Origin of the sequence: Pseudomonas triticicola (assembly GCF_019145375.1) — a bacterium.
In the GTDB taxonomy this organism is placed as follows: Bacteria; Pseudomonadota; Gammaproteobacteria; order Pseudomonadales; family Pseudomonadaceae; genus Aquipseudomonas; species Aquipseudomonas triticicola.
Genome location: NZ_JAHSTX010000001.1, coordinates 2739008 through 2759083, shown reverse-complemented (window position 1 = coordinate 2759083; position 20076 = coordinate 2739008). Strand labels below are relative to the sequence as shown.

Annotated in this window: 17 protein-coding genes; 15 read left to right on the top strand and 2 right to left on the bottom strand. The window is 58.1% G+C overall.

Annotated features, from left to right (window positions below; all coding sequences use genetic code 11):
- Positions 1-516: 516 nt before the first annotated feature.
- Complete coding sequence (gene gltA, locus KVG85_RS12225; protein ID WP_217863979.1) at positions 517-1806, bottom strand: citrate synthase; 1290 nt, start codon at positions 1804-1806, stop codon at positions 517-519.
- Positions 1807-2169: 363 nt separating this feature from the next.
- Between gltA and sdhC the strand changes: the two genes are divergently transcribed.
- From sdhC to KVG85_RS12165, 12 genes are all read left to right on the top strand, one after another.
- A complete protein-coding gene (sdhC, locus tag KVG85_RS12220; protein WP_016773673.1) occupies positions 2170-2544 on the top strand; it encodes a succinate dehydrogenase, cytochrome b556 subunit in 375 nt (124 codons plus the stop codon).
- Positions 2538-2906: a succinate dehydrogenase, hydrophobic membrane anchor protein gene (sdhD, locus tag KVG85_RS12215; protein ID WP_008049683.1), complete on the top strand. Its 369-nt coding sequence runs from the start codon at positions 2538-2540 to the stop codon at positions 2904-2906. The genes sdhC and sdhD overlap by 7 nt, the downstream gene beginning before the upstream one ends.
- A gap of 3 nt (positions 2907-2909) precedes the next feature.
- On the top strand, positions 2910-4682 hold the full coding sequence (gene sdhA / locus KVG85_RS12210; RefSeq protein WP_042607585.1) for a succinate dehydrogenase flavoprotein subunit: 1773 nt from the start codon (positions 2910-2912) through the stop codon (positions 4680-4682).
- Between the two features lie 11 nt (positions 4683-4693).
- Positions 4694-5398, top strand: coding sequence for a succinate dehydrogenase iron-sulfur subunit (locus KVG85_RS12205; RefSeq protein WP_016773675.1), 705 nt, complete (start codon positions 4694-4696; stop codon positions 5396-5398).
- 251 nt (positions 5399-5649) lie between these two features.
- Entirely contained in the window at positions 5650-8481 is a 2832-nt protein-coding gene (locus KVG85_RS12200) for a 2-oxoglutarate dehydrogenase E1 component (protein WP_042607586.1), read from the top strand.
- Between the two features lie 44 nt (positions 8482-8525).
- The gene (odhB, locus tag KVG85_RS12195) at positions 8526-9752 is read left to right on the top strand and encodes a 2-oxoglutarate dehydrogenase complex dihydrolipoyllysine-residue succinyltransferase (protein ID WP_217863978.1); all 1227 of its coding nucleotides are present in this window, start codon (positions 8526-8528) and stop codon (positions 9750-9752) included.
- 108 nt (positions 9753-9860) lie between these two features.
- Entirely contained in the window at positions 9861-11297 is a 1437-nt protein-coding gene (gene lpdA / locus KVG85_RS12190) for a dihydrolipoyl dehydrogenase (RefSeq protein ID WP_016773678.1), read from the top strand.
- A 182-nt stretch (positions 11298-11479) separates the two neighbouring features.
- On the top strand, positions 11480-12646 hold the full coding sequence (sucC, locus tag KVG85_RS12185; RefSeq protein ID WP_016773679.1) for an ADP-forming succinate--CoA ligase subunit beta: 1167 nt from the start codon (positions 11480-11482) through the stop codon (positions 12644-12646).
- Positions 12646-13530 carry a succinate--CoA ligase subunit alpha gene (gene sucD, locus KVG85_RS12180; RefSeq protein ID WP_016773680.1) on the top strand — a complete coding sequence of 295 codons (885 nt, stop codon included), beginning with the start codon at positions 12646-12648 and terminating at the stop codon, positions 13528-13530. Before sucC ends, sucD begins: the two co-directional genes overlap by 1 nt.
- Positions 13531-13968: 438 nt before the next feature.
- On the top strand, positions 13969-15282 hold the full coding sequence (gene brnQ / locus KVG85_RS12175; RefSeq protein WP_016773681.1) for a branched-chain amino acid transport system II carrier protein: 1314 nt from the start codon (positions 13969-13971) through the stop codon (positions 15280-15282).
- A 267-nt stretch (positions 15283-15549) separates the two neighbouring features.
- A complete protein-coding gene (locus KVG85_RS12170; protein WP_217863977.1) occupies positions 15550-16287 on the top strand; it encodes a DUF599 domain-containing protein in 738 nt (245 codons plus the stop codon).
- Positions 16287-16688 carry an MAPEG family protein gene (locus KVG85_RS12165; RefSeq protein WP_056783897.1) on the top strand — a complete coding sequence of 134 codons (402 nt, stop codon included), beginning with the start codon at positions 16287-16289 and terminating at the stop codon, positions 16686-16688. Before KVG85_RS12170 ends, KVG85_RS12165 begins: the two co-directional genes overlap by 1 nt.
- Positions 16689-16750: 62 nt before the next feature.
- On the opposite strand, the gene KVG85_RS12160 is transcribed toward KVG85_RS12165, so the two are convergent.
- Positions 16751-16987 carry a hypothetical protein gene (locus KVG85_RS12160; RefSeq protein WP_007959016.1) on the bottom strand — a complete coding sequence of 79 codons (237 nt, stop codon included), beginning with the start codon at positions 16985-16987 and terminating at the stop codon, positions 16751-16753.
- Positions 16988-17145: 158 nt separating this feature from the next.
- On the opposite strand from KVG85_RS12160, the gene KVG85_RS12155 reads away from it, so the two are divergent.
- The 3 genes from KVG85_RS12155 to htpG all read left to right on the top strand — a co-directional run bounded on the left by KVG85_RS12155 (position 17146) and on the right by htpG (position 20058).
- On the top strand, positions 17146-17622 hold the full coding sequence (locus tag KVG85_RS12155) for a PaaI family thioesterase (RefSeq protein ID WP_217863976.1): 477 nt from the start codon (positions 17146-17148) through the stop codon (positions 17620-17622).
- On the top strand, positions 17619-18071 hold the full coding sequence (locus KVG85_RS12150) for a PaaI family thioesterase (protein WP_217863975.1): 453 nt from the start codon (positions 17619-17621) through the stop codon (positions 18069-18071). Before KVG85_RS12155 ends, KVG85_RS12150 begins: the two co-directional genes overlap by 4 nt.
- A gap of 82 nt (positions 18072-18153) precedes the next feature.
- Positions 18154-20058: a molecular chaperone HtpG gene (htpG, locus tag KVG85_RS12145; RefSeq protein ID WP_071171478.1), complete on the top strand. Its 1905-nt coding sequence runs from the start codon at positions 18154-18156 to the stop codon at positions 20056-20058.
- Positions 20059-20076 lie beyond the last annotated feature (18 nt).

Sequence of the window (20076 nt, the reverse complement as noted above, 5' to 3'; positions counted from 1 at the left end):
GTTCAAAACCTGCATTCGACTCGGTATCGCAAGTCGGCGTGTTTCGCCCAAACACCTCGGTCAGTCCCCTCTCCCTCTGGGAGAGGGCTAGGGTGAGGGACTCTTGATCTGGCTTTTGCTTTTGATCTTTTGCCCTTTCGGCAGGCTTCGTTACGGGATCGATCCGGGTGTGGGAGCGCAGCGACCGTACGACGCAGTCGTACACAGCGGAAGGAGGTGCAGCGAAGCAAACCGTAGCCGCTGCGCCCGGATCGGTCCCGTAACGAAGGTACCCCGAGCCCCAGCGAGCGGGCCGTACGCCGGGGCAAAGCCTTTTGGGTTACCTTTTTGGCGTCTGAAAAAGGTGACTCGCTGTAAGAGCGAAACCGCCAGCGGCAGCACCCGCAGCAACGGATATGCCCCCAGAATCCAAGAACCAGTCGGCCCGAAGGCCGCTGAGACCACAAACAAAAACGGCCTCTATATAAGAGGCCGTTCCTGACACACCACTAAACCATCACAAAAAAAGAAAAACCCTTATTTGCGATCTTCCAGCTTGGTGATGTCACGCGACTCGTAACCGGTGTACAGCTGGCGCGGACGGCCAATCTTGTACGGGCTCGAGAGCATTTCCTTCCAGTGCGAAATCCAGCCCACAGTACGCGCCAGGGCGAAAATCACCGTGAACATGCTGGTCGGAATGCCGATCGCCTTGAGGATGATCCCCGAGTAGAAGTCGACGTTCGGGTACAGCGAGCGCTCGATGAAGTACGGGTCGGTCAACGCGATCTCTTCCAGGCGCATGGCCAGTTCGAGTTGCGGATCGTTGTTGATGCCCAGTTCCTTCAGCACTTCGTCGCAGGTCTGCTTCATGACAGTCGCGCGAGGGTCGCGGTTCTTGTAGACGCGGTGACCGAAGCCCATCAACTTGAACGGATCGTTCTTGTCCTTGGCCTTGGCGATGAACTTGTCGATGTTCGACACATCGCCAATCTCGTCGAGCATGGTCAGCACGGCTTCGTTCGCACCGCCGTGGGCAGGGCCCCACAGTGCGGCGATACCGGCGGCGATGCAGGCGAACGGGTTGGCACCCGAAGAGCCGGCCAGACGCACGGTGGAGGTCGAAGCGTTCTGCTCGTGGTCGGCGTGGAGGATGAAGATCCGGTCCATGGCTTTGGCGAGTACCGGACTGATCGGTTTGATCTCGCACGGGGTGTTGAACATCATGTGCAGGAAGTTTTCCGCGTACGTCAGGTCGTTGCGCGGGTACATCATGGGTTGGCCCATGGAGTACTTGTAAACCATCGCTGCCAGGGTCGGCATCTTCGCAACCAGACGGATCGCGGAAATTTCGCGATGCTGCGGGTTATTGATGTCCAGGGAGTCGTGGTAGAAGGCCGAGAGGGCGCCGACTACACCGCACATGACGGCCATCGGGTGGGCGTCGCGACGGAAACCGTTAAAGAAGGTTTTCAGCTGCTCGTGAACCATGGTGTGGTTTTTCACGGTGCTGACGAACTGGGCCTTCTGTTCTGCGGTCGGCAATTCGCCGTTGAGCAGCAGGTAGCAGGTTTCCAGGTAGTCCGACTGCTCAGCCAGCTGTTCGATCGGGTAGCCGCGGTGCAACAGAATGCCGTTGTCGCCGTCGATATAGGTGATTTTCGATTCGCACGAAGCGGTCGACATGAAACCCGGGTCGAAAGTGAAGCGGCCCGTGGCCGTCAGGCCCCGAACATCGATTACATCGGGACCAACGGTGCCGGTTAAAATGGGCAGCTCGACGGGGGCTGCGCCCTCGATGATCAACTGCGCTTTTTTGTCAGCCATGTGGCCTCCTATTTATGCTTGAACCATCAGACAGACCCCCCACGCAGGGCCCGCACCACTATAGTGAGATAAATTCGAATGTCAATTTGCCTAAAGTCTTGCTCCAGAAGGCTTTAAGCCGACTTTTTCCTCGAAATTGCCTGCCATTTACGCCTTTTATGCAACTTGTGCAATCCGCTATTGGGGGTAGGTGAACGCGTTGTCATTAGTAGCCTAACTGTCTATACTCGGCCACCGACCGCCAAGGGCTTTTGGGCTTGCTTTCATTGGGGGTCGCATCCCTGGGTGGTGGTTACCTGACCAGTGCACTCCCCAACAACTTTGCCCTGATTGTTAGGGGCTCTTCAGTGTGAAAAAAAAGCCGTGAAAAGCCAACGACCTGTAAACCTAGACCTAAGGACCATCAAACTCCCAGTCACTGCTTACACGTCCATTCTTCACCGTATCTCCGGTGTCATCCTCTTCGTGTGCCTTGCCATCATGCTTTACGCATTGGACAAGTCGCTGAGCTCCGAGGAAGGCTTCGGTCAGGTGAAAGCGTGTCTGACCAGTCCGCTAGCCAAGCTAGTGATTTGGGGCATCCTGTCCGCTCTGCTGTATCACCTGGTAGCCGGTGTGCGCCACTTGATCATGGACATGGGCATCGGTGAGACGCTGGAAGGCGGCAAACTGGGCTCGAAAATCGTTATCGCCGTTTCCGTGGTGGTAATCGTTCTGGCAGGAGTCTGGATATGGTAACTAACGTCACTAACCTGTCGCGTTCGGGCCTCTATGACTGGATGGCACAGCGTGTGTCTGCGGTCGTTCTCGCGGCTTACTTCATCTTTCTGATCGGATACATCGTCGCCAACCCTGGCCTCGAGTATGCCCAGTGGCATGAACTGTTCGCTCACAACGGAATGCGTATTTTCAGCCTGCTGGCCCTTGTTGCTCTGGGCGCTCACGCCTGGGTCGGCATGTGGACCATCGCGACCGACTACCTGACGCCAATGGCGTTCGGCAAGTCCGCAACGGCGATACGTTTCCTTTTCCAGGCAGTATGCGGCGTTGCGATGTTCGCTTACTTCGTCTGGGGTGTGCAGATTCTCTGGGGTATCTGATTCATGGCTAACATTCCAACGATTTCTTTCGACGCCATCATTATTGGTGGTGGCGGTGCCGGCATGCGCGCTGCGCTGCAGCTGGCACAGGGCGGCCACAAGACTGCGGTGATCACCAAGGTTTTCCCGACCCGTTCGCACACTGTATCCGCACAGGGTGGTATCACTTGCGCCATCGCTTCCGCCGACCCGAACGATGACTGGCGCTGGCACATGTACGATACCGTCAAGGGTTCCGACTACATCGGTGACCAGGACGCTATCGAATACATGTGTCAGGAAGGCCCGGCTGCCGTGTTCGAGCTGGACCACATGGGTCTGCCGTTCTCGCGTACCGAGCAAGGCCGCATCTATCAGCGTCCGTTCGGTGGCCAGTCCAAGGACTACGGCAAGGGCGGTCAGGCTGCACGTACTTGCGCTGCGTCCGACCGTACCGGTCACGCGCTGCTGCACACGCTTTATCAGGGCAACCTGAAAGCCGGCACCACGTTCCTCAACGAGTACTACGCTGTTGATCTGGTGAAAAACCAGGAAGGCGAATTCGTTGGCGTGATCGCGATCTGCATCGAAACCGGCGAAACCTCCTACATCCGTGCCAAGGCCACCGTTCTGGCGACTGGCGGTGCAGGCCGTATCTACGCATCCACCACCAACGCCCTGATCAACACCGGTGACGGCGTCGGCATGGCTCTGCGTGCTGGCGTGCCGGTACAGGACATCGAAATGTGGCAGTTCCACCCGACCGGCATCGCCGGCGCCGGTGTACTGGTTACCGAAGGTTGCCGTGGTGAAGGTGGTTACCTGATCAACAAGCACGGCGAGCGTTTCATGGAGCGTTATGCTCCGAACGCGAAAGACCTTGCAGGTCGTGACGTGGTTGCCCGTTCGATGGTTAAAGAAATCATCGCCGGCAACGGTTGCGGTCCGAATGGCGACCACGTAATGCTCAAACTCGACCACCTGGGCGAGGAAGTGCTGCACAGCCGTCTGCCAGGCATCTGCGAACTGTCGAAGACTTTCGCCCACGTTGACCCGGTCGTTGCTCCCGTTCCGGTTGTGCCGACCTGCCACTACATGATGGGCGGCGTTGCCACCAACATTCATGGCCAGGCGATCACCCAGAACGCCGAAGGTCAGGACCAGATCATTCCTGGTCTGTTCGCGGTAGGTGAAGTGGCTTGCGTATCGGTACACGGTGCCAACCGTCTGGGCGGCAACTCGCTGCTCGACCTGGTGGTATTCGGTCGCGCTGCCGGCCTGCACCTGGAAAAGGCGTTGACCGATGGCATCGAATACGACGACGCTACCGAGTCCGACATCGAAGCTGCACTGTCGCGTCTGAACGCGCTGAATAACCGTACCGACGGTGAAGACGTTGCCACCCTGCGTCGCGAGCTGCAAAGCTGCATGCAGAACTACTTCGGTGTATTCCGTACCGGCGAATACATGCAGAAGGGCATCGCTCAGCTCGCTGACCTGCGTGCTCGCATCGCCAACGTGAAGATCAACGACAAGTCGCAAGCGTTCAACACTGCACGTATCGAAGCGCTGGAACTGCAGAACCTGCTGGAAGTGGCTGAAGCTACCGCCATCGCGGCCGAAGTACGTAAAGAGTCTCGCGGCGCTCACGCCCGTGAAGACTTCGAAGACCGTGATGACGAAAACTGGCTGTGCCACACCCTGTACTTCCCGGGTGACAAGCGCGTCACCAAGCGTGCCGTGAACTTCTCGCCGAAGACTGTTCCGACTTTCGAACCTAAAGTCCGGACTTATTAAGGGTGACCGCCATGTTGCAAGTCAGTGTTTATCGCTACAACCCTGATCAGGACGCTGCGCCGTTCATGCAGGATTTCCAGGTCGATACCGGTGGTAAAGACCTGATGGTGCTGGACGTGCTGGCCCTGATCAAAGAGCAGGACGAAGGTTTCTCCTATCGTCGCTCCTGCCGTGAAGGCGTCTGCGGCTCCGACGGCATGAACATCAACGGCAAGAACGGTCTGGCCTGCATCACGCCGCTGTCTGCCGTTGTAAAAGGCAACAAACTGATCGTTCGTCCGCTGCCAGGTTTGCCGGTTATCCGTGACCTGGTCGTCGATATGAGCATCTTCTACAAGCAATACGAGAAGGTGAAGCCTTACCTGCAGAACGACACGCCGGCTCCGGCCATCGAGCGTCTGCAGTCGCCAGAAGAGCGCGAAAAGCTCGACGGTCTGTACGAGTGCATCCTGTGCGCCTGCTGCTCGACCTCTTGCCCGTCCTTCTGGTGGAACCCGGACAAGTTCCTGGGTCCTGCTGCGCTGCTGCAAGCCTACCGCTTCCTGGCAGACAGCCGCGACACCAAGACCAGCGAACGTCTGGCTTCACTTGACGACCCGTTCAGCGTTTTCCGCTGCCGGGGCATCATGAACTGCGTCAACGTATGTCCGAAAGGCCTGAACCCGACTAAGGCCATCGGTCACATCCGTAACATGCTGCTTTCGAGCGGTGTGTGATTCAGCTGCTGTAACCGTTGCACCGTAGAGGCTGTGGCGCGGGCTTCAACCCGCGTCATGGCTATAACCAGAGCCGTAGCCATAAGCTGCAGCTCTTCTTTTGAAGAAATGAGACAAGCAGGGGCATCCGGGCTGGTACCCGGACTATCAGTGTGATCCTAGGTGGCTTGTTTTAGTCGCTGCATTCGGACTTCTGCAAGTTTGCTCGGTGTCGACACCGATGGTGTTCCCCTAACCGAGGGTGACCAAGCATGCAAGAAAGCGTGATGCAGCGCATGTGGAACAGCGCCTACCTTTCAGGTGGAAACGCTGCCTATGTGGAAGAGCTTTATGAGCTCTACCTGCACGACCCTAACGCTGTGCCAGAAGAGTGGCGCACCTACTTTCAGAAGTTGCCAGCCGACGGCAACTCTGCCACTGATGTTTCGCACTCGACGATTCGCGATCATTTCGTGCTGCTGGCAAAGAACCAGCGCCGCGCCCAACCGGTTTCCGCCGGCAGCGTGAGCAGTGAGCACGAGAAGAAGCAAGTTGAAGTGCTGCGATTGATCCAGGCCTACCGTATGCGTGGCCACCAGGCAGCCCAGCTTGACCCGCTGGGGCTGTGGCAGCGTCCTGCACCTGCAGACCTGTCGATCAATCATTACGGCTTGACCAATGCCGATCTTGATACGACCTTCCGTGCCGGCGACCTGTTCATCGGCAAAGAGGAAGCGAGCCTACGCGAAATTCACGAAGCGTTGCAGCAGACATATTGCCGCACCATCGGCGCTGAATTCACGCACATCACCGATTCCGAGCAGCGCCAGTGGTTCCAGCAGCGTCTGGAAAGCGTGCGTGGCCGTCCGACGTACTCCGCCGACATCAAGAGCCACCTGCTTGAGCGCGTGACTGCCGGTGAAGGCCTGGAAAAATACCTGGGTACCAAATACCCGGGCACCAAGCGTTTCGGTCTGGAAGGCGGCGAAAGCCTGATTCCGATGCTCGACGAACTGATCCAGCGTTCCGGCTCGTACGGCACCAAGGAAGTCGTCATCGGCATGGCCCACCGTGGCCGTCTGAACGTTCTGGTCAACACCTTCGGCAAGAACCCGCGCGAGCTGTTCGACGAGTTCGAAGGCAAGAAAAAGGTCGAGCTCGGTTCCGGTGACGTCAAATACCACCAGGGCTTCTCGTCCAACGTGATGACCACCGGCGGTGAAGTTCACCTGGCCATGGCGTTCAACCCGTCCCACCTGGAAATCGTTTCCCCGGTGGTCGAAGGTTCGGTGCGCGCCCGTCAGGACCGTCGCAACGACCTGACCGGTGAGAAAGTTTTGCCGATCTCCATCCACGGTGACGCGGCATTCGCCGGTCAGGGCGTGGTCATGGAAACCTTCCAGATGTCGCAGACCCGCGGTTTCAAGACCGGCGGTACCGTGCACATCGTGATCAACAACCAGGTTGGTTTCACCATCAGCAACCCGCTGGACTCGCGTTCCACCGAGTATGCCACCGACGTTGCCAAGATGATCCAGGCGCCGATCCTCCATGTGAATGGTGATGATCCGGAAGCCGTGCTGTTCGTGACCCAGCTGGCCATCGACTACCGCATGCAGTTCAAGCGTGACGTGGTGATCGATCTGGTCTGCTACCGTCGTCGCGGCCACAACGAGGCCGACGAGCCTAGCGGCACCCAGCCTCTGATGTATCAGCAGATCACCAAGCAGCGCACTACCCGTGAGCTGTACGCTGAGCGCCTGACCCAGGCCGGTGTGCTCGATGCTGAACGTGTTCAGGCCAAGGTCGACGAATACCGCAACGCGCTGGACAACGGTCTGCACGTAGTGAAGTCGCTGGTCAAAGAGCCGAACAAAGAGCTGTTCGTCGATTGGCGTCCATACCTGGGCCACGCCTGGACCGCGCGTCACGACACGCGTTTCGATCTCAAGACCCTGCAAGAACTGTCCGCCAAGCTGCTGGAAATTCCGGAAGGCTTCGTCGTTCAGCGCCAGGTCGCGAAGATCTACGAAGACCGTCAGAAGATGCAAGCCGGCGGCCTGCCGATCAACTGGGGTTACGCCGAAACCATGGCGTACGCGACCCTGGCGTTCGAAGGTCACCCGATTCGCATGACCGGTCAGGACATCGGCCGCGGTACGTTCTCGCACCGTCACGCTGTGTTGCACAACCAGAAAGACGCGGGCACCTACATTCCGCTGCAGAACCTGTACGACGGTCAGCCACGTTTCGACCTGTACGACTCGTTCCTCTCGGAAGAAGCGGTACTGGCATTCGAATACGGTTACTCGACCACCACGCCAAACGCGCTGGTGATCTGGGAAGCCCAGTTCGGCGACTTCGCCAACGGTGCTCAGGTCGTGATCGACCAGTTCATCACCAGCGGCGAGCACAAGTGGGGCCGTCTCTGCGGTCTGACCATGCTGCTGCCACACGGTTACGAAGGTCAGGGCCCTGAGCACAGCTCGGCTCGTCTTGAGCGTTACCTGCAGCTGTGCGCCGAGCACAACATTCAGGTGTGCATGCCGACCACGCCAGCGCAGATCTACCACTTGCTGCGTCGTCAGGTGATTCGTCCGCTGCGCAAGCCGCTGGTCGTGCTGACGCCGAAGTCGCTGCTGCGCCACAAGCTGGCCATCTCGACGCTGGAAGATCTGGCCGAAGGTTCGTTCCAGACCGTGATCCCGGAAATCGACGCACTGGACCCGAAAAAGGTCGAGCGCGTGGTTCTGTGCAGCGGCAAGGTCTACTACGACCTGCTGGAAAAACGCCGTGCCGAAGGCCGCGAAGATATCGCCATCGTGCGTATCGAGCAGCTGTATCCGTTCCCTGAGGACGACTTGAAAGAAGTCCTGGCTCCGTACACCAACGTCAAACACGCCGTTTGGTGTCAGGAAGAGCCGATGAACCAGGGTGCCTGGTACTGCAGCCAGCATCACTTGCGTCGCAGCATCGCCAACCTCGACAAGACTCTCGTACTTGAGTACGCGGGCCGTGAGGCTTCGGCTGCGCCAGCTTGTGGTTACGCATCGATGCACGCCGAGCAGCAGGAAAAACTGCTGCAAGACGCTTTCACTGTTTAACGCCTTCGCGCTGACTGAAACCGAATTTTAAGGACCCACAGATAATGGCTATCGAAATCAAAGCCCCGTCATTCCCGGAATCGGTTGCCGATGGCACCGTTGCCACCTGGCACAAGAAACCAGGTGAGGCCGTCAAGCGTGACGACCTGATCGTCGACATCGAAACCGACAAAGTCGTGCTCGAAGTGTTGGCTGAAGCAGACGGCGTGCTGGGCGCAATCGTTGCCGAAGAGGGCGCTACCGTTCTGTCGAACCAGGTCCTGGGCTCGATCGAAGAGGGCGGCGCTGCTCCTGCCGCTCCTGCCGCCGCTGCTGCTCCGGCTGCTACTGCCGCTGCCGCACCAGCTGCTGCCGATGGCGAAGATGACCCGATCGCAGCTCCTGCCGCGCGCAAGCTGGCTGAAGAGAACGGCATCAACATCGCTTCCGTTGCCGGCACCGGCAAAGGTGGTCGTGTGACCAAGGAAGACGTGGTTGCTGCTGTTGCTGCGAAGAAAGCCGCTCCGGCTGCCGCGCCTGCCAAGGCTGCTGCTCCTTCGGCTGCTGCGCCTGTGTTCGCTGCTGGCGACCGCATCGAGAAGCGCGTACCGATGACTCGCGTACGTGCCACTGTGGCCAAGCGTCTGGTTGAAGCCCAGTCGAACATGGCGATGCTGACCACGTTCAACGAAGTCGACATGACCGAAGTCATGGCTCTGCGTTCGAAGTACAAGGATCTGTTCGAGAAGTCCCACAACGGCGTACGCCTGGGCTTCATGTCGTTCTTCGTGAAAGCGGCCACCGAAGCGCTGAAACGCTTCCCGGCTGTCAACGCGTCGATCGACGGCGGCGACATCGTTTACCACGGCTATGCGGACATCGGCGTTGCCGTTTCCAGCGACCGTGGCCTGGTGGTACCGGTTCTGCGTAACGCCGAGCTGATGAGCCTGGCTGAAATCGAAGGCGGCATCGCAACATTTGGCAAGAAAGCCCGTGACGGCAAACTGTCGATGGACGAGATGACCGGTGGTACCTTCACCATCACCAACGGTGGTACCTTCGGTTCGATGATGTCGACGCCGATTGTCAACCCGCCGCAGGCAGCGATCCTGGGCATGCACAACATCATCCAGCGTCCGATGGCCATCAACGGTCAGGTCGTGATCCGCCCGATGATGTACCTGGCTCTGTCCTACGATCACCGTCTGATCGATGGCAAAGAAGCTGTGACCTTCCTGGTGACCATCAAGAACCTGCTGGAAGATCCGGCTCGTCTGTTGCTGGATATCTAAAAAGCAGCTGCAAGCTTTCAGCTACAAGCCTCAAGCTCAAGGCGAGCAGGTGGGCTTGCAGCTTGAAGCTTGCGGCTTGTAGCTTTATTGCTAAAGAGGATTTTTTGAATGTCGCAGAAATTTGACGTAGTAGTGATCGGTGCCGGCCCTGGTGGCTATGTAGCGGCCATCAAGGCTGCTCAGTTGGGCCTGACCACTGCCTGCATCGAGAAGTACACCGACGCAGAGGGCAAGCAAGCCCTGGGCGGTACCTGCCTGAACGTGGGTTGCATTCCTTCCAAGGCGCTGCTCGACAGCTCGTGGAAATACAAGGAAGCCAAAGAGAGCTTCAACGTTCACGGTATCTCGACCGGCGAAGTCAAAATGGACGTCGCTGCGATGGTTGGCCGCAAGGCTGGCATCGTCAAGAACCTGACTGGCGGCGTTGCCACCCTGTTCAAGGCCAACGGTGTTACTTCGATCCAGGGCCACGGCAAGCTGCTGGCCGGCAAGAAAGTCGAAGTCACCAAGCCGGACGGTTCGGTTGAAGTCATCGAAGCGGAAAACGTCATCCTCGCGCCAGGTTCGCGTCCGATCGACATTCCACCGGCTCCGGTTGACCAGAAAGTCATCGTCGATTCGACTGGCGCTCTGGAGTTCCAGTCCGTACCTAAACGTCTGGGCGTGATCGGCGCTGGCGTGATCGGTCTGGAACTGGGTTCGGTATGGTCGCGTCTGGGTGCAGAAGTGACTGTGCTCGAAGCACTGGACACTTTCCTGATGGCAGCGGACACCGCCGTTTCCAAGGAAGCGCTGAAAACCCTGACCAAACAGGGTCTGGACATCAAGCTGGGCGCTCGCGTTACCGGTTCGAAAGTCAACGGCGAAGAAGTCGTCGTCAACTACACCGATGCCAACGGCGAACAGACCATCACTTTCGACAAGCTGATCGTAGCCGTTGGTCGCCGTCCGGTGACCACTGATCTGCTGTCTGCCGACTGCGGCGTGGAAATCGACGAGCGCGGTTTCATCGCGGTCGATGACCATTGCGTCACAGCTGTACCGGGCGTTTTCGCCATCGGTGACGTGGTTCGCGGCATGATGCTGGCCCACAAGGCTTCGGAAGAAGGCATCATGGTTGTCGAGCGCATCAAGGGCCACAAGGCTCAGATGAACTATGATTTGATCCCTTCGGTTATTTATACTCACCCGGAAATCGCGTGGGTTGGCAAAACCGAGCAGGCGCTGAAGGCCGAAGGCGTTGAAGTCAACGTCGGCACCTTCCCGTTCGCCGCTTCCGGCCGTGCCATGGCTGCCAACGATACCGGTGGTTTCGTCAAGGTCATCGCCGATGCCAAGACCGACCGCGTATTGGGCGTGCACGTGATTGGCCCGAGCGCTGCAGAACTGGTTCAGCAGGGCGCGATCGGTATGGAGTTCGGCACCAGCGCTGAAGACCTGGGCATGATGGTTTTCTCCCATCCGACCCTGTCCGAAGCCTTGCACGAAGCTGCTCTGGCAGTGAATGGCGGCGCCATTCACATTGCCAACCGCAAGAAGCGTTAAGACATAATAAGAAACCACGGCGGCAACGGCCCGTCGTGAGCCTTGCGAGCAAGACTCACCGCGGAATGTCCGCCGGACGCAGTCTTGCGTAGCCCAGCTACGCAAGCAGCAGTCACAGGTGGCGCGGCACTCAAACGAGCGCAGCGCCGAATGCGCAGTACCTAACGAAGACGGTAAAAAGCATGAATCTTCACGAGTATCAGGGTAAGCAGCTGTTCGCTGAATACGGCCTGCCAGTTTCCACTGGTTACGCAGTAGACACCCCGGAAGCAGCAGCAGAAGCTTGCGACAAGATCGGCGGCAACGAGTGGGTCGTCAAAGCCCAGGTTCACGCCGGTGGTCGCGGTAAAGCGGGCGGCGTAAAGCTGGTTCGCAGCAAAGAAGACGCCAAAGCCTTCGCACAGCAGTGGCTGGGCAAGCGTCTGGTGACTTACCAGACTGACGCCAATGGCCAGCCAGTCACCAAGATCCTGGTTGAATCGTGCACTGATATCGCTAAAGAGCTGTACCTGGGCGCTGTCGTTGACCGTTCGAGCCGTCGCATCGTGTTCATGGCTTCCACCGAAGGTGGCGTGGACATCGAGAAAATCGCTCACGACACTCCAGAAAAAATTCTCAAGGCCACTATCGATCCACTGGTTGGCGCTCAGCCATCCCAGGGTCGCGAGCTGGCATTCCAGCTGGGCCTGGAAGGCAAGCAGGTCACTCAGTTCGCCAAGATCTTCGTAGGTCTGGCCAAGCTGTTCAAAGACCACGACCTGGCTCTGCTGGAAGTGAACCCGCTGGTGATCAAGGCTGACGGCGATCTGCACTGCCTCGACGCGAAGATCAACATCGACGCCAACGCCATGTACCGTCAGCCTAAGCTGAAGGCTTTCCACGATCCGTCGCAGGACGATCCGCGCGAAGCGCACGCTGCCAAGTTCGAACTGAACTACGTAGCCCTGGAAGGCAACATCGGCTGCATGGTCAACGGTGCCGGTCTGGCCATGGGTACCATGGACATCGTCAACCTGCATGGCGGCAAGCCAGCCAACTTCCTCGACGTAGGTGGTGGCGCTACCAAGGAACGCGTTACTGAAGCGTTCAAGATCATCCTGTCCGACCAGAACGTCGCGGCAGTACTGGTCAACATCTTCGGCGGCATCGTTCGCTGCGACATGATTGCCGAAGGCATCATCGGCGCTGTGAAAGAAGTCGGCGTGAAAATCCCGGTTGTTGTTCGCCTTGAAGGCAACAACGCTGAGCTGGGCGCTAAAGTACTGGCAGAAAGCGGTTTGAACATCATCGCTGCTACCAGCCTGACCGACGCTGCTCAACAAGTTGTCAAAGCTGCGGAGGGCAAATAATGAGCGTCCTGATCAATAAAGACACCAAAGTTATCTGCCAGGGTATTACCGGTTCGCAAGGTAGTTTCCACACCCAGCAAGCCATCGAATACGGCACCAAGATGGTTGGCGGCGTAACTCCAGGCAAGGGCGGCACCGAGCACCTGGGTCTGCCAGTGTTCAACACCGTAAAAGACGCAGTAGCTGCCACTGGCGCTACCGCCAGCGTGATCTACGTTCCGGCTCCGTTCTGCAAGGACTCGATCCTGGAAGCGGCATTCGGCGGCATCAAGCTGATCGTCTGCATCACCGAAGGCATTCCTACCCTGGACATGCTGGACGCCAAAGTTAAGTGTGACGAGCTGGGCGTAGTCCTGATCGGCCCTAACTGCCCAGGCGTGATCACCCCAGGCGAATGCAAGATCGGCATCATGCCAGGTCACATTCACTTGCCAGGCAAGGTCGGTATCGTTTCGCGTTCCGGCACCCTGACCTACGAAGCTGTGAAGCAGACCACTGACGCCGGTTTCGGTCAGTCGACTTGCGTCGGCATCGGCGGTGACCCGATCCCGGGTTCGAACTTCATCGACATCCTGAAGCTGTTCCAGGAAGACCCGAAGACTGAGGCGATCGTGATGATCGGCGAGATCGGCGGTTCGGCTGAAGAAGAAGCGGCTGCCTACATCAAGGCTAACGTGACCAAGCCGGTTGTTTCCTACATCGCTGGTGTGACTGCTCCTCCGGGCAAGCGCATGGGCCATGCTGGCGCAATCATCTCTGGCGGCAAAGGCACTGCAGACGAGAAATTCGCTGCGCTGCAAGACGCAGGCGTAAAAACCGTGCGTTCGCTGGCAGACATCGGCAAGGCCCTGGCCGAGCTGACTGGCTGGGAAGTGAAGAAGTAAGCTACGGCTGACTTTTTAGCTCCAGCAACAAAGGCCACCTTCGGGTGGCCTTTGTCGTTTCAGAGCAGCGGCAAGCTTCAAGCGGCTAGCTGCAAGATAGAAGCTTGCAGCTTGCCGCTTGTAGCTTGCAGCTTGCAGCTTGCAGCTTGCAGCTTGCAGCTTGCAGCTTGCAGCTTGCAGCTTGCAGCTTGAAACTTGTAGCTTGCAGCTCCTTTTCTTATGTAAACGCGACACGGAAACGTCGCGTATCGGATAGTTCGCCCTCCAACAGTGCGTTTGTCAGCCAAATTCGTTAGGCTGGCCGCCATTTTTGCGTCCGCCGCCCACAAGGCAGCTACGCGCTTTAAGGGTCAGTCCCATACGGATCGACAGCATTTCCCTAATCCAACAGGGCAATCCCCCTCTAAATTCCGATTTCAGTAGTGTGGTATTACCTTAATGAAAGTTTTGAAAGGTCAGGACATCCTGGCACTTGGTTTTATGACGTTTGCCCTGTTTGTCGGGGCCGGTAACATCATTTTCCCGCCGATCGTCGGCTTGCAGGCCGGACCTCACGTCTGGATGGCCGCACTGGGCTTTCTGATCACCGCCGTCGGTTTGCCGGTGGTTACGGTGGTGGCGCTGGCCAAGGTCGGCGGTGCGATGGATGCGTTGAGCAGCCCTATCGGCAAGATCGCTGGCGGTATCCTCGCGGCGGCATGCTACCTGGCCGTGGGTCCGCTGTTCGCCACCCCGCGTACCGCAACCGTATCCTTCGAGGTAGGTCTGGCGCCGTTGACCGGCGAGAGCCCGCTGGCGCTGTTCCTTTACAGCTCGGTGTACTTCCTCTTGGTGTTCTTCATTTCGCTCTACCCTGGGCGTTTGCTGGATACCGTTGGCCGCTTCCTCGCGCCGCTGAAAATCATTGCACTGGCAGTACTGGGCATTGCCGCGTTCGCCTTGCCGGCGGGTGACATCGGTCACGGCACTCCAGAGTATGTGGCGGCACCGTTTTCCCAAGGCTTCATCAACGGTTACCTGACCATGGATACCCTCGGCGCACTGGTATTCGGCATCGTTATCGTCAACGCGATCCGCTCCCGTGGCGTCGAGTCGCCGGCGCTGATCACACGTTACGCGATCATCGCCGGGCTGATTGCCGGCGTGGGTCTGGCACTGGTCTACGTCAGCCTGTTCCGCCTCGGTTCCGGCAGCCATGAAGTCGCGGTCGGCGCCACCAACGGCGCGGCAGTGTTGCATGCCTACGTGCAACACACTTTCGGTTCGCTGGGCAGCGGTTTCCTTGCGGTACTGATCTCGCTGGCGTGTCTGGTCACGGCGGTTGGTCTGACCTGTGCCTGTGCTGAATACTTCAGCCGTGTGCTGCCACTGTCCTACAAGACGCTGGTGATTATCCTCGCGGCGTTCTCGCTGCTGGTCTCCAACCTCGGTCTGACCAAACTGATCGCCTTCTCGATTCCGGTGCTCACTGCGATCTACCCGCCGTGCATCGTTCTGGTCGCGCTGAGCTTCTGTAAGGATTTCTGGCATGAGCACGGGCGTATTCTTGGCCCGGTGATGCTGGTTTCCTTCGTTTTCGGCACCATCGACGCCCTGAAAGGCGCTGGTCTGGCCGACTGGATGCCAACTCAGCTGACCCATCTGCCACTGAGCGAGCAAGGGCTGGCATGGCTGGTGCCGTGCGTGATGACCCTGGTGGTCGCCGTAGTCTGTGATCGCCTGCTGGGCAAGCGCAGCGAAGTGACTGCCTGACGTGGTTCGGACCCGCCACAAGTGGGTCAGCCCCGGTTAAACAGAAATGCCCCGTATCAATCGATACGGGGCATTTTTTATGCGCGGGAGGCAGTGTCTTTTTTGCTGAGCTAACGTCGAAGGGTTGCCGAAATCGTTATGTGGGAGCGAGCCTGCTCGCGAATGCGTTATGTCAGCCGCCATGAGTGTTGCGTGGTACGCCGCTTTCGCGAGCAGGCTCGCTCCCACAGGTAATTTGTACCGTGATCACATCTCACAAGGAATTGCATGTCGTTCGTCCAAGCCAATCTGATCCACTTGCTCGCCGCCGTCTGGTTTGTCGTCTGCTGGGGCGGTTACACCCGTTATGCCACCTGGAAGGCCCGTGATACGGCGTGTCTGGCCAGCGTGTTGCACCTTTACCGCGAAGACTGGATGCGCCGCATGCTACTGCGTGACAACCGCATCGCCGATGCCAGCGTGATCGGCAATCTGGAACGCAACGCGTCGTTCTTCGCGTCCAGCACGCTGATCATCCTCGCCGGTATCCTCACCGTGCTCGGTGCGTCCGACCGAGCCGTGTCGTTGTTGGCGGATATTCCGATGGTGCAGCAGGCGTCGCAGGGCATGTCGGAGATCAAGTTGCTGTGTCTGGCACTGGTGTTCGTCTATGCGTTCTTCACGTTCAGCTGGTGCATGCGGCAGTACAATTTCGCGGCGATTCTGGTCGGGTCGGCGCCGATGATCGGTGAGCGCCAAGTGACCGAGCAGGAACGCAAGGCCTTCGCTTCGCGGGCGGCGCGGGTGATTTCGATGGCGGCCAACCAGTTCAACTTCGGCCTGCGTTCTTATTACTTCGGCATGAGCATGCTGGCGTGGTTCGTCAGCCCGTGGCTGTTCATGATCATGAGCGCGGGAGTCGTGGTGGTTTTGTATCGCCGCGAGTTTCATTCCGACGTTCTCGATGTCATGGTCTATACCCCTACAGAGGCGCCCGTCCCTGAGGCGAACAAAGAGGCTGTTTGATGAGTATTCCGTTCTGGTGTGTGTTTATCAGTGCTTTATTGATCTATGTGGCGCGTATGCCGGTGGCCAAGGCCATGAAAGAGCAGGGCGGGTATGACAATCACTTGCCGCGGCAGCAGCAGGCGCAGTTGACTGGCTTCGGTGCGAGGGCGCTGGCGGCCCATCAGAACAGCATCGAAGCCTTCATCCTCTTCGCCGTCGGCGTGCTGATGGCGCATACCACGCAAACCGCGGGTTGGCTGATCGATGCGCTGGCGATCATCTTCGTGATCTCGCGGATTTTCTATCTGTGGTTCTATCTGGCCGATCTGGCGAAGTTGCGCAGCCTGATGTGGCTAGTTGGCTTCATCTGTTCGTTGTTACTGATGATTAGTCCGACTTTTAGGACAGTGTTGCTCTAACCGGTAAATCGCAGGCAAAAGAAAACCCGCACTTGGCGGGTTTTCCTTTCACACCACAAAGCTTATTGCTTTTTGGCGGCTTCTTCTTGAGCAGCGGCGTTCGATTCAGCCTGAGCTTTGGCAGCTTCGGCGTTTTCTTTTGCTGCGTCGTTCACTTTATCCTGAGCTTTGTTCATGTCTTGCTGAGCTTGCTCAGCATGTTGGTTTGCATCTTGAGCTTTGTCCTCGGATTTTTTATCGCAGGCAGCGAGACCGAGGGAAGCGGTCAACATCAAGGCAATAGCTAAAGTCTTACGCATGGGGTGTATCTCCTTATGGAAAATAACTACTGGCCTTAAGAACTCGGCGCTACGGGTTAAGTTCCTCAATTGTTTCAGATATATAAGTTTGTTTTGTCACGGAACTTTTACCGCTTTTCTCACTACTGGCACAAGGCCCAAACGCGAGTAATTATCACATGGTCGAAAACCCCGTTTTTGAGCGCGCGACGCGCTTTTTATCGGCATTGCGCCACTGTCAGGTCTTGGGTTTGCAGGTGCACAGTGCCTCCAGCGAAGGGCTGACGGTGATCCTGCCGTACAGCGAAAAAATCGTCGGCAATCCCGAAACCGGAGTCATCCACGGCGGTGCCATCACTTCGCTGATGGACACCGCCTGCGGCATGTCGACCCTGTGCGTGCTGCCGGAGTTCGAAGTCTGTCCGACCCTCGATCTGCGCATCGACTACATGCACGCCGCCAAACCGAACAAAGCCGTGTACGGATTTGCCCAGTGCTACCGCGTCACCACCGACGTGATCTTTGCCCGTGGTTTTGCATACCAGGACGATCCCGAGCAACCGATTGCCCACGTCGTCGGCACATTCATGCGCATGGGCATCGGTCTGAAGGGCAGCAAGGGTTTCGCGGGCGCGATCAAGGGGGCGAGCCAATGAGCGACGATCTCAGGGAGCAGCTGCAACAGGCCCACGCGCAGGGCGATTACACGCCGCTGCTGGCACTGATTCCTTATGCCGGGCTGATCGGTATCGAGTGCTCGCGAGTCGGCGATGAGTTGCTGTTCAAGCTGCCGGCGAACAAGGACAACATTGGTAACCCTTTATTGCCGGCGATCCATGGCGGGGTGATTGCCGGCTTCATGGAGCTGGCCGCGGCCCTGCATCTGCTGATTTTTACCGGCACGCCGGGCGTGCCGAAGATCATCGATTTTTCCCTCGATTACCTGCGCGCCGGGCAGTTTCGCGACACGTGGGCCACGTGTCAGGTCTGCCGTCAGGGGCGTCGCGTGGCCAACGTTGCGGTCACTGCGTGGCAGAGTACCGAGGGCGAACCGATCGCCACCGCCCGCGCGCACTTCAAAATTGATGAGCCCTTGAAATCCTGAACAGCGCCCCCAACTCAGATGACAACCCGCCGCAGACCATTTCGGGTCGCGGCCACTGCCATCTGATTGGAGTTTGATGACCATGAGTGTGGAAACTCAAAAGGAAACCCTGGGCTTCCAGACCGAGGTAAAGCAGCTGCTGCACCTCATGATCCATTCGCTGTATTCGAATAAGGAAATTTTCCTTCGCGAATTGATCTCGAACGCCTCTGACGCTGTCGACAAGCTGCGCTTCGAAGCCCTGGCCAAGCCTGAGTTGCTCGAAGGTGGCGCTGACCTGAAAATCCGTGTGAGCTTCGACAAGGACGCCAAGACCGTCACCCTCGAAGACAACGGTATCGGCATGAACCGTGACGATGTGATCACTCACCTGGGGACCATCGCCAAATCCGGCACCGCCGATTTCATGAAAAACCTGTCCGGCGATCAGAAGAAAGATTCGCACCTAATCGGCCAGTTCGGTGTCGGCTTCTATTCGGCCTTTATCGTCGCCGACAAGGTTGATGTATACAGCCGTCGCGCCGGCACTGCCGCCAGCGAAGGCGTGCACTGGTCGTCGAAAGGCGAGGGCGAGTTCGAAGTCGCCACCATCGACAAGCCAGAGCGCGGTACCCGCATCGTCCTGCACCTGAAATCCGGTGAAGACGAATTCGCGGATGGCTGGCGTCTGCGCAACATCATCAAGAAGTACTCCGACCACATCGCTTTGCCGATCGAACTGCCGAAGGAAGTCACTCCGGCCGAAGGCGAAGAGGCTCCGGCCGTTGAATGGGAAACCGTCAACCGCGCCAGCGCCCTGTGGACCCGTCCGCGCACTGAAGTCAAAGACGAGGAATACCAGGAGTTCTACAAACACATCGCTCACGACTTCGAGAATCCGCTGTCGTGGAGCCACAACAAGGTTGAAGGCAAGCTCGAGTATAGCTCGCTGCTGTATGTGCCGGCCCGCGCGCCGTTCGACCTGTACCAGCGTGAAGCGCCGAAGGGCCTGAAGCTTTACGTGCAGCGTGTGTTTGTAATGGATCAGGCCGAGTCGTTCCTGCCGCTGTACCTGCGCTTCATCAAAGGCGTGGTCGATTCCAACGACCTGTCGCTGAACGTGTCGCGTGAGATCCTGCAGAAAGACCCGATCATCGATTCGATGAAAACCGCGCTGACCAAGCGCGTTCTGGACATGCTGGAAAAACTGGCGAAGAACGAGCCTGAGCAATACAAAGGCTTCTGGAAGAACTTCGGTCAGGTCATGAAAGAAGGCCCGGCAGAAGACTTCGCCAACAAAGAGAAGATTGCCGGTCTGCTGCGTTTCGCATCGACCCAGGGCGACGACGGCGAGCAGGTTGTCGGTCTGGCTGACTACCTGGCCCGCGCCAAGGAAGGTCAGGACAAGATCTACTACCTCACCGGCGAAACTTACGCGCAGGTCAAGAACAGCCCGCACCTGGAAGTCTTCCGCAAGAAAGGCATCGAAGTGCTGCTGCTGACCGATCGCATCGACGAGTGGCTGATGAGCTACCTCAGCGAGTTCGACGGCAAGACGTTTGTCGACGTGGCGCGCGGTGACCTCGATCTGGGCAACCTGGACTCGGAAGAGGACAAGAAAGCCGCAGAAGAAGTCGCCAAGTCCAAAGAAGGCCTGGTCGAGCGTCTGAAAACTGCGCTGGGTGATTCCGTGGCTGAAGTCCGCGTATCCCATCGTCTGACCGATTCGCCGGCCATTCTGGCCATCGGCGAACAGGACCTGGGTCTGCAAATGCGCCAGATTCTCGAAGCCAGCGGGCAGAAAGTCCCGGATTCGAAGCCGATTTTCGAATTCAACCCGAGCCACCCGCTGATCGAGAAACTCGATGGCGAGCAGAGCGAAGAGCGTTTTGGCGATCTGTCGCACATCCTCTTCGATCAGGCTGCCCTGGCGGCTGGCGACAGCTTGAAGGATCCGGCCGCTTATGTGCGCCGTCTGAACAAGCTGCTGGTTGAACTGTCGGTTTGATCACGTTGTAGGAAAAAC

Coding starts and splice junctions, on each gene's coding strand:
- brnQ (WP_016773681.1), top strand. CDS start 13,969: ATGAAAGTTTTGAAAGGTCAGGACATCCTGGCACTTGGTTTTATGACG.
- KVG85_RS12200 (WP_042607586.1), top strand. CDS start 5,650: ATGCAAGAAAGCGTGATGCAGCGCATGTGGAACAGCGCCTACCTTTCA.
- sucD (WP_016773680.1), top strand. CDS start 12,646: ATGAGCGTCCTGATCAATAAAGACACCAAAGTTATCTGCCAGGGTATT.
- sucC (WP_016773679.1), top strand. CDS start 11,480: ATGAATCTTCACGAGTATCAGGGTAAGCAGCTGTTCGCTGAATACGGC.
- KVG85_RS12160 (WP_007959016.1), bottom strand. CDS start 16,987: ATGCGTAAGACTTTAGCTATTGCCTTGATGTTGACCGCTTCCCTCGGT.
- odhB (WP_217863978.1), top strand. CDS start 8,526: ATGGCTATCGAAATCAAAGCCCCGTCATTCCCGGAATCGGTTGCCGAT.
- gltA (WP_217863979.1), bottom strand. CDS start 1,806: ATGGCTGACAAAAAAGCGCAGTTGATCATCGAGGGCGCAGCCCCCGTC.
- sdhD (WP_008049683.1), top strand. CDS start 2,538: ATGGTAACTAACGTCACTAACCTGTCGCGTTCGGGCCTCTATGACTGG.
- KVG85_RS12170 (WP_217863977.1), top strand. CDS start 15,550: ATGTCGTTCGTCCAAGCCAATCTGATCCACTTGCTCGCCGCCGTCTGG.
- htpG (WP_071171478.1), top strand. CDS start 18,154: ATGAGTGTGGAAACTCAAAAGGAAACCCTGGGCTTCCAGACCGAGGTA.
- KVG85_RS12155 (WP_217863976.1), top strand. CDS start 17,146: ATGGTCGAAAACCCCGTTTTTGAGCGCGCGACGCGCTTTTTATCGGCA.
- lpdA (WP_016773678.1), top strand. CDS start 9,861: ATGTCGCAGAAATTTGACGTAGTAGTGATCGGTGCCGGCCCTGGTGGC.
- sdhA (WP_042607585.1), top strand. CDS start 2,910: ATGGCTAACATTCCAACGATTTCTTTCGACGCCATCATTATTGGTGGT.
- KVG85_RS12165 (WP_056783897.1), top strand. CDS start 16,287: ATGAGTATTCCGTTCTGGTGTGTGTTTATCAGTGCTTTATTGATCTAT.
- KVG85_RS12205 (WP_016773675.1), top strand. CDS start 4,694: ATGTTGCAAGTCAGTGTTTATCGCTACAACCCTGATCAGGACGCTGCG.
- KVG85_RS12150 (WP_217863975.1), top strand. CDS start 17,619: ATGAGCGACGATCTCAGGGAGCAGCTGCAACAGGCCCACGCGCAGGGC.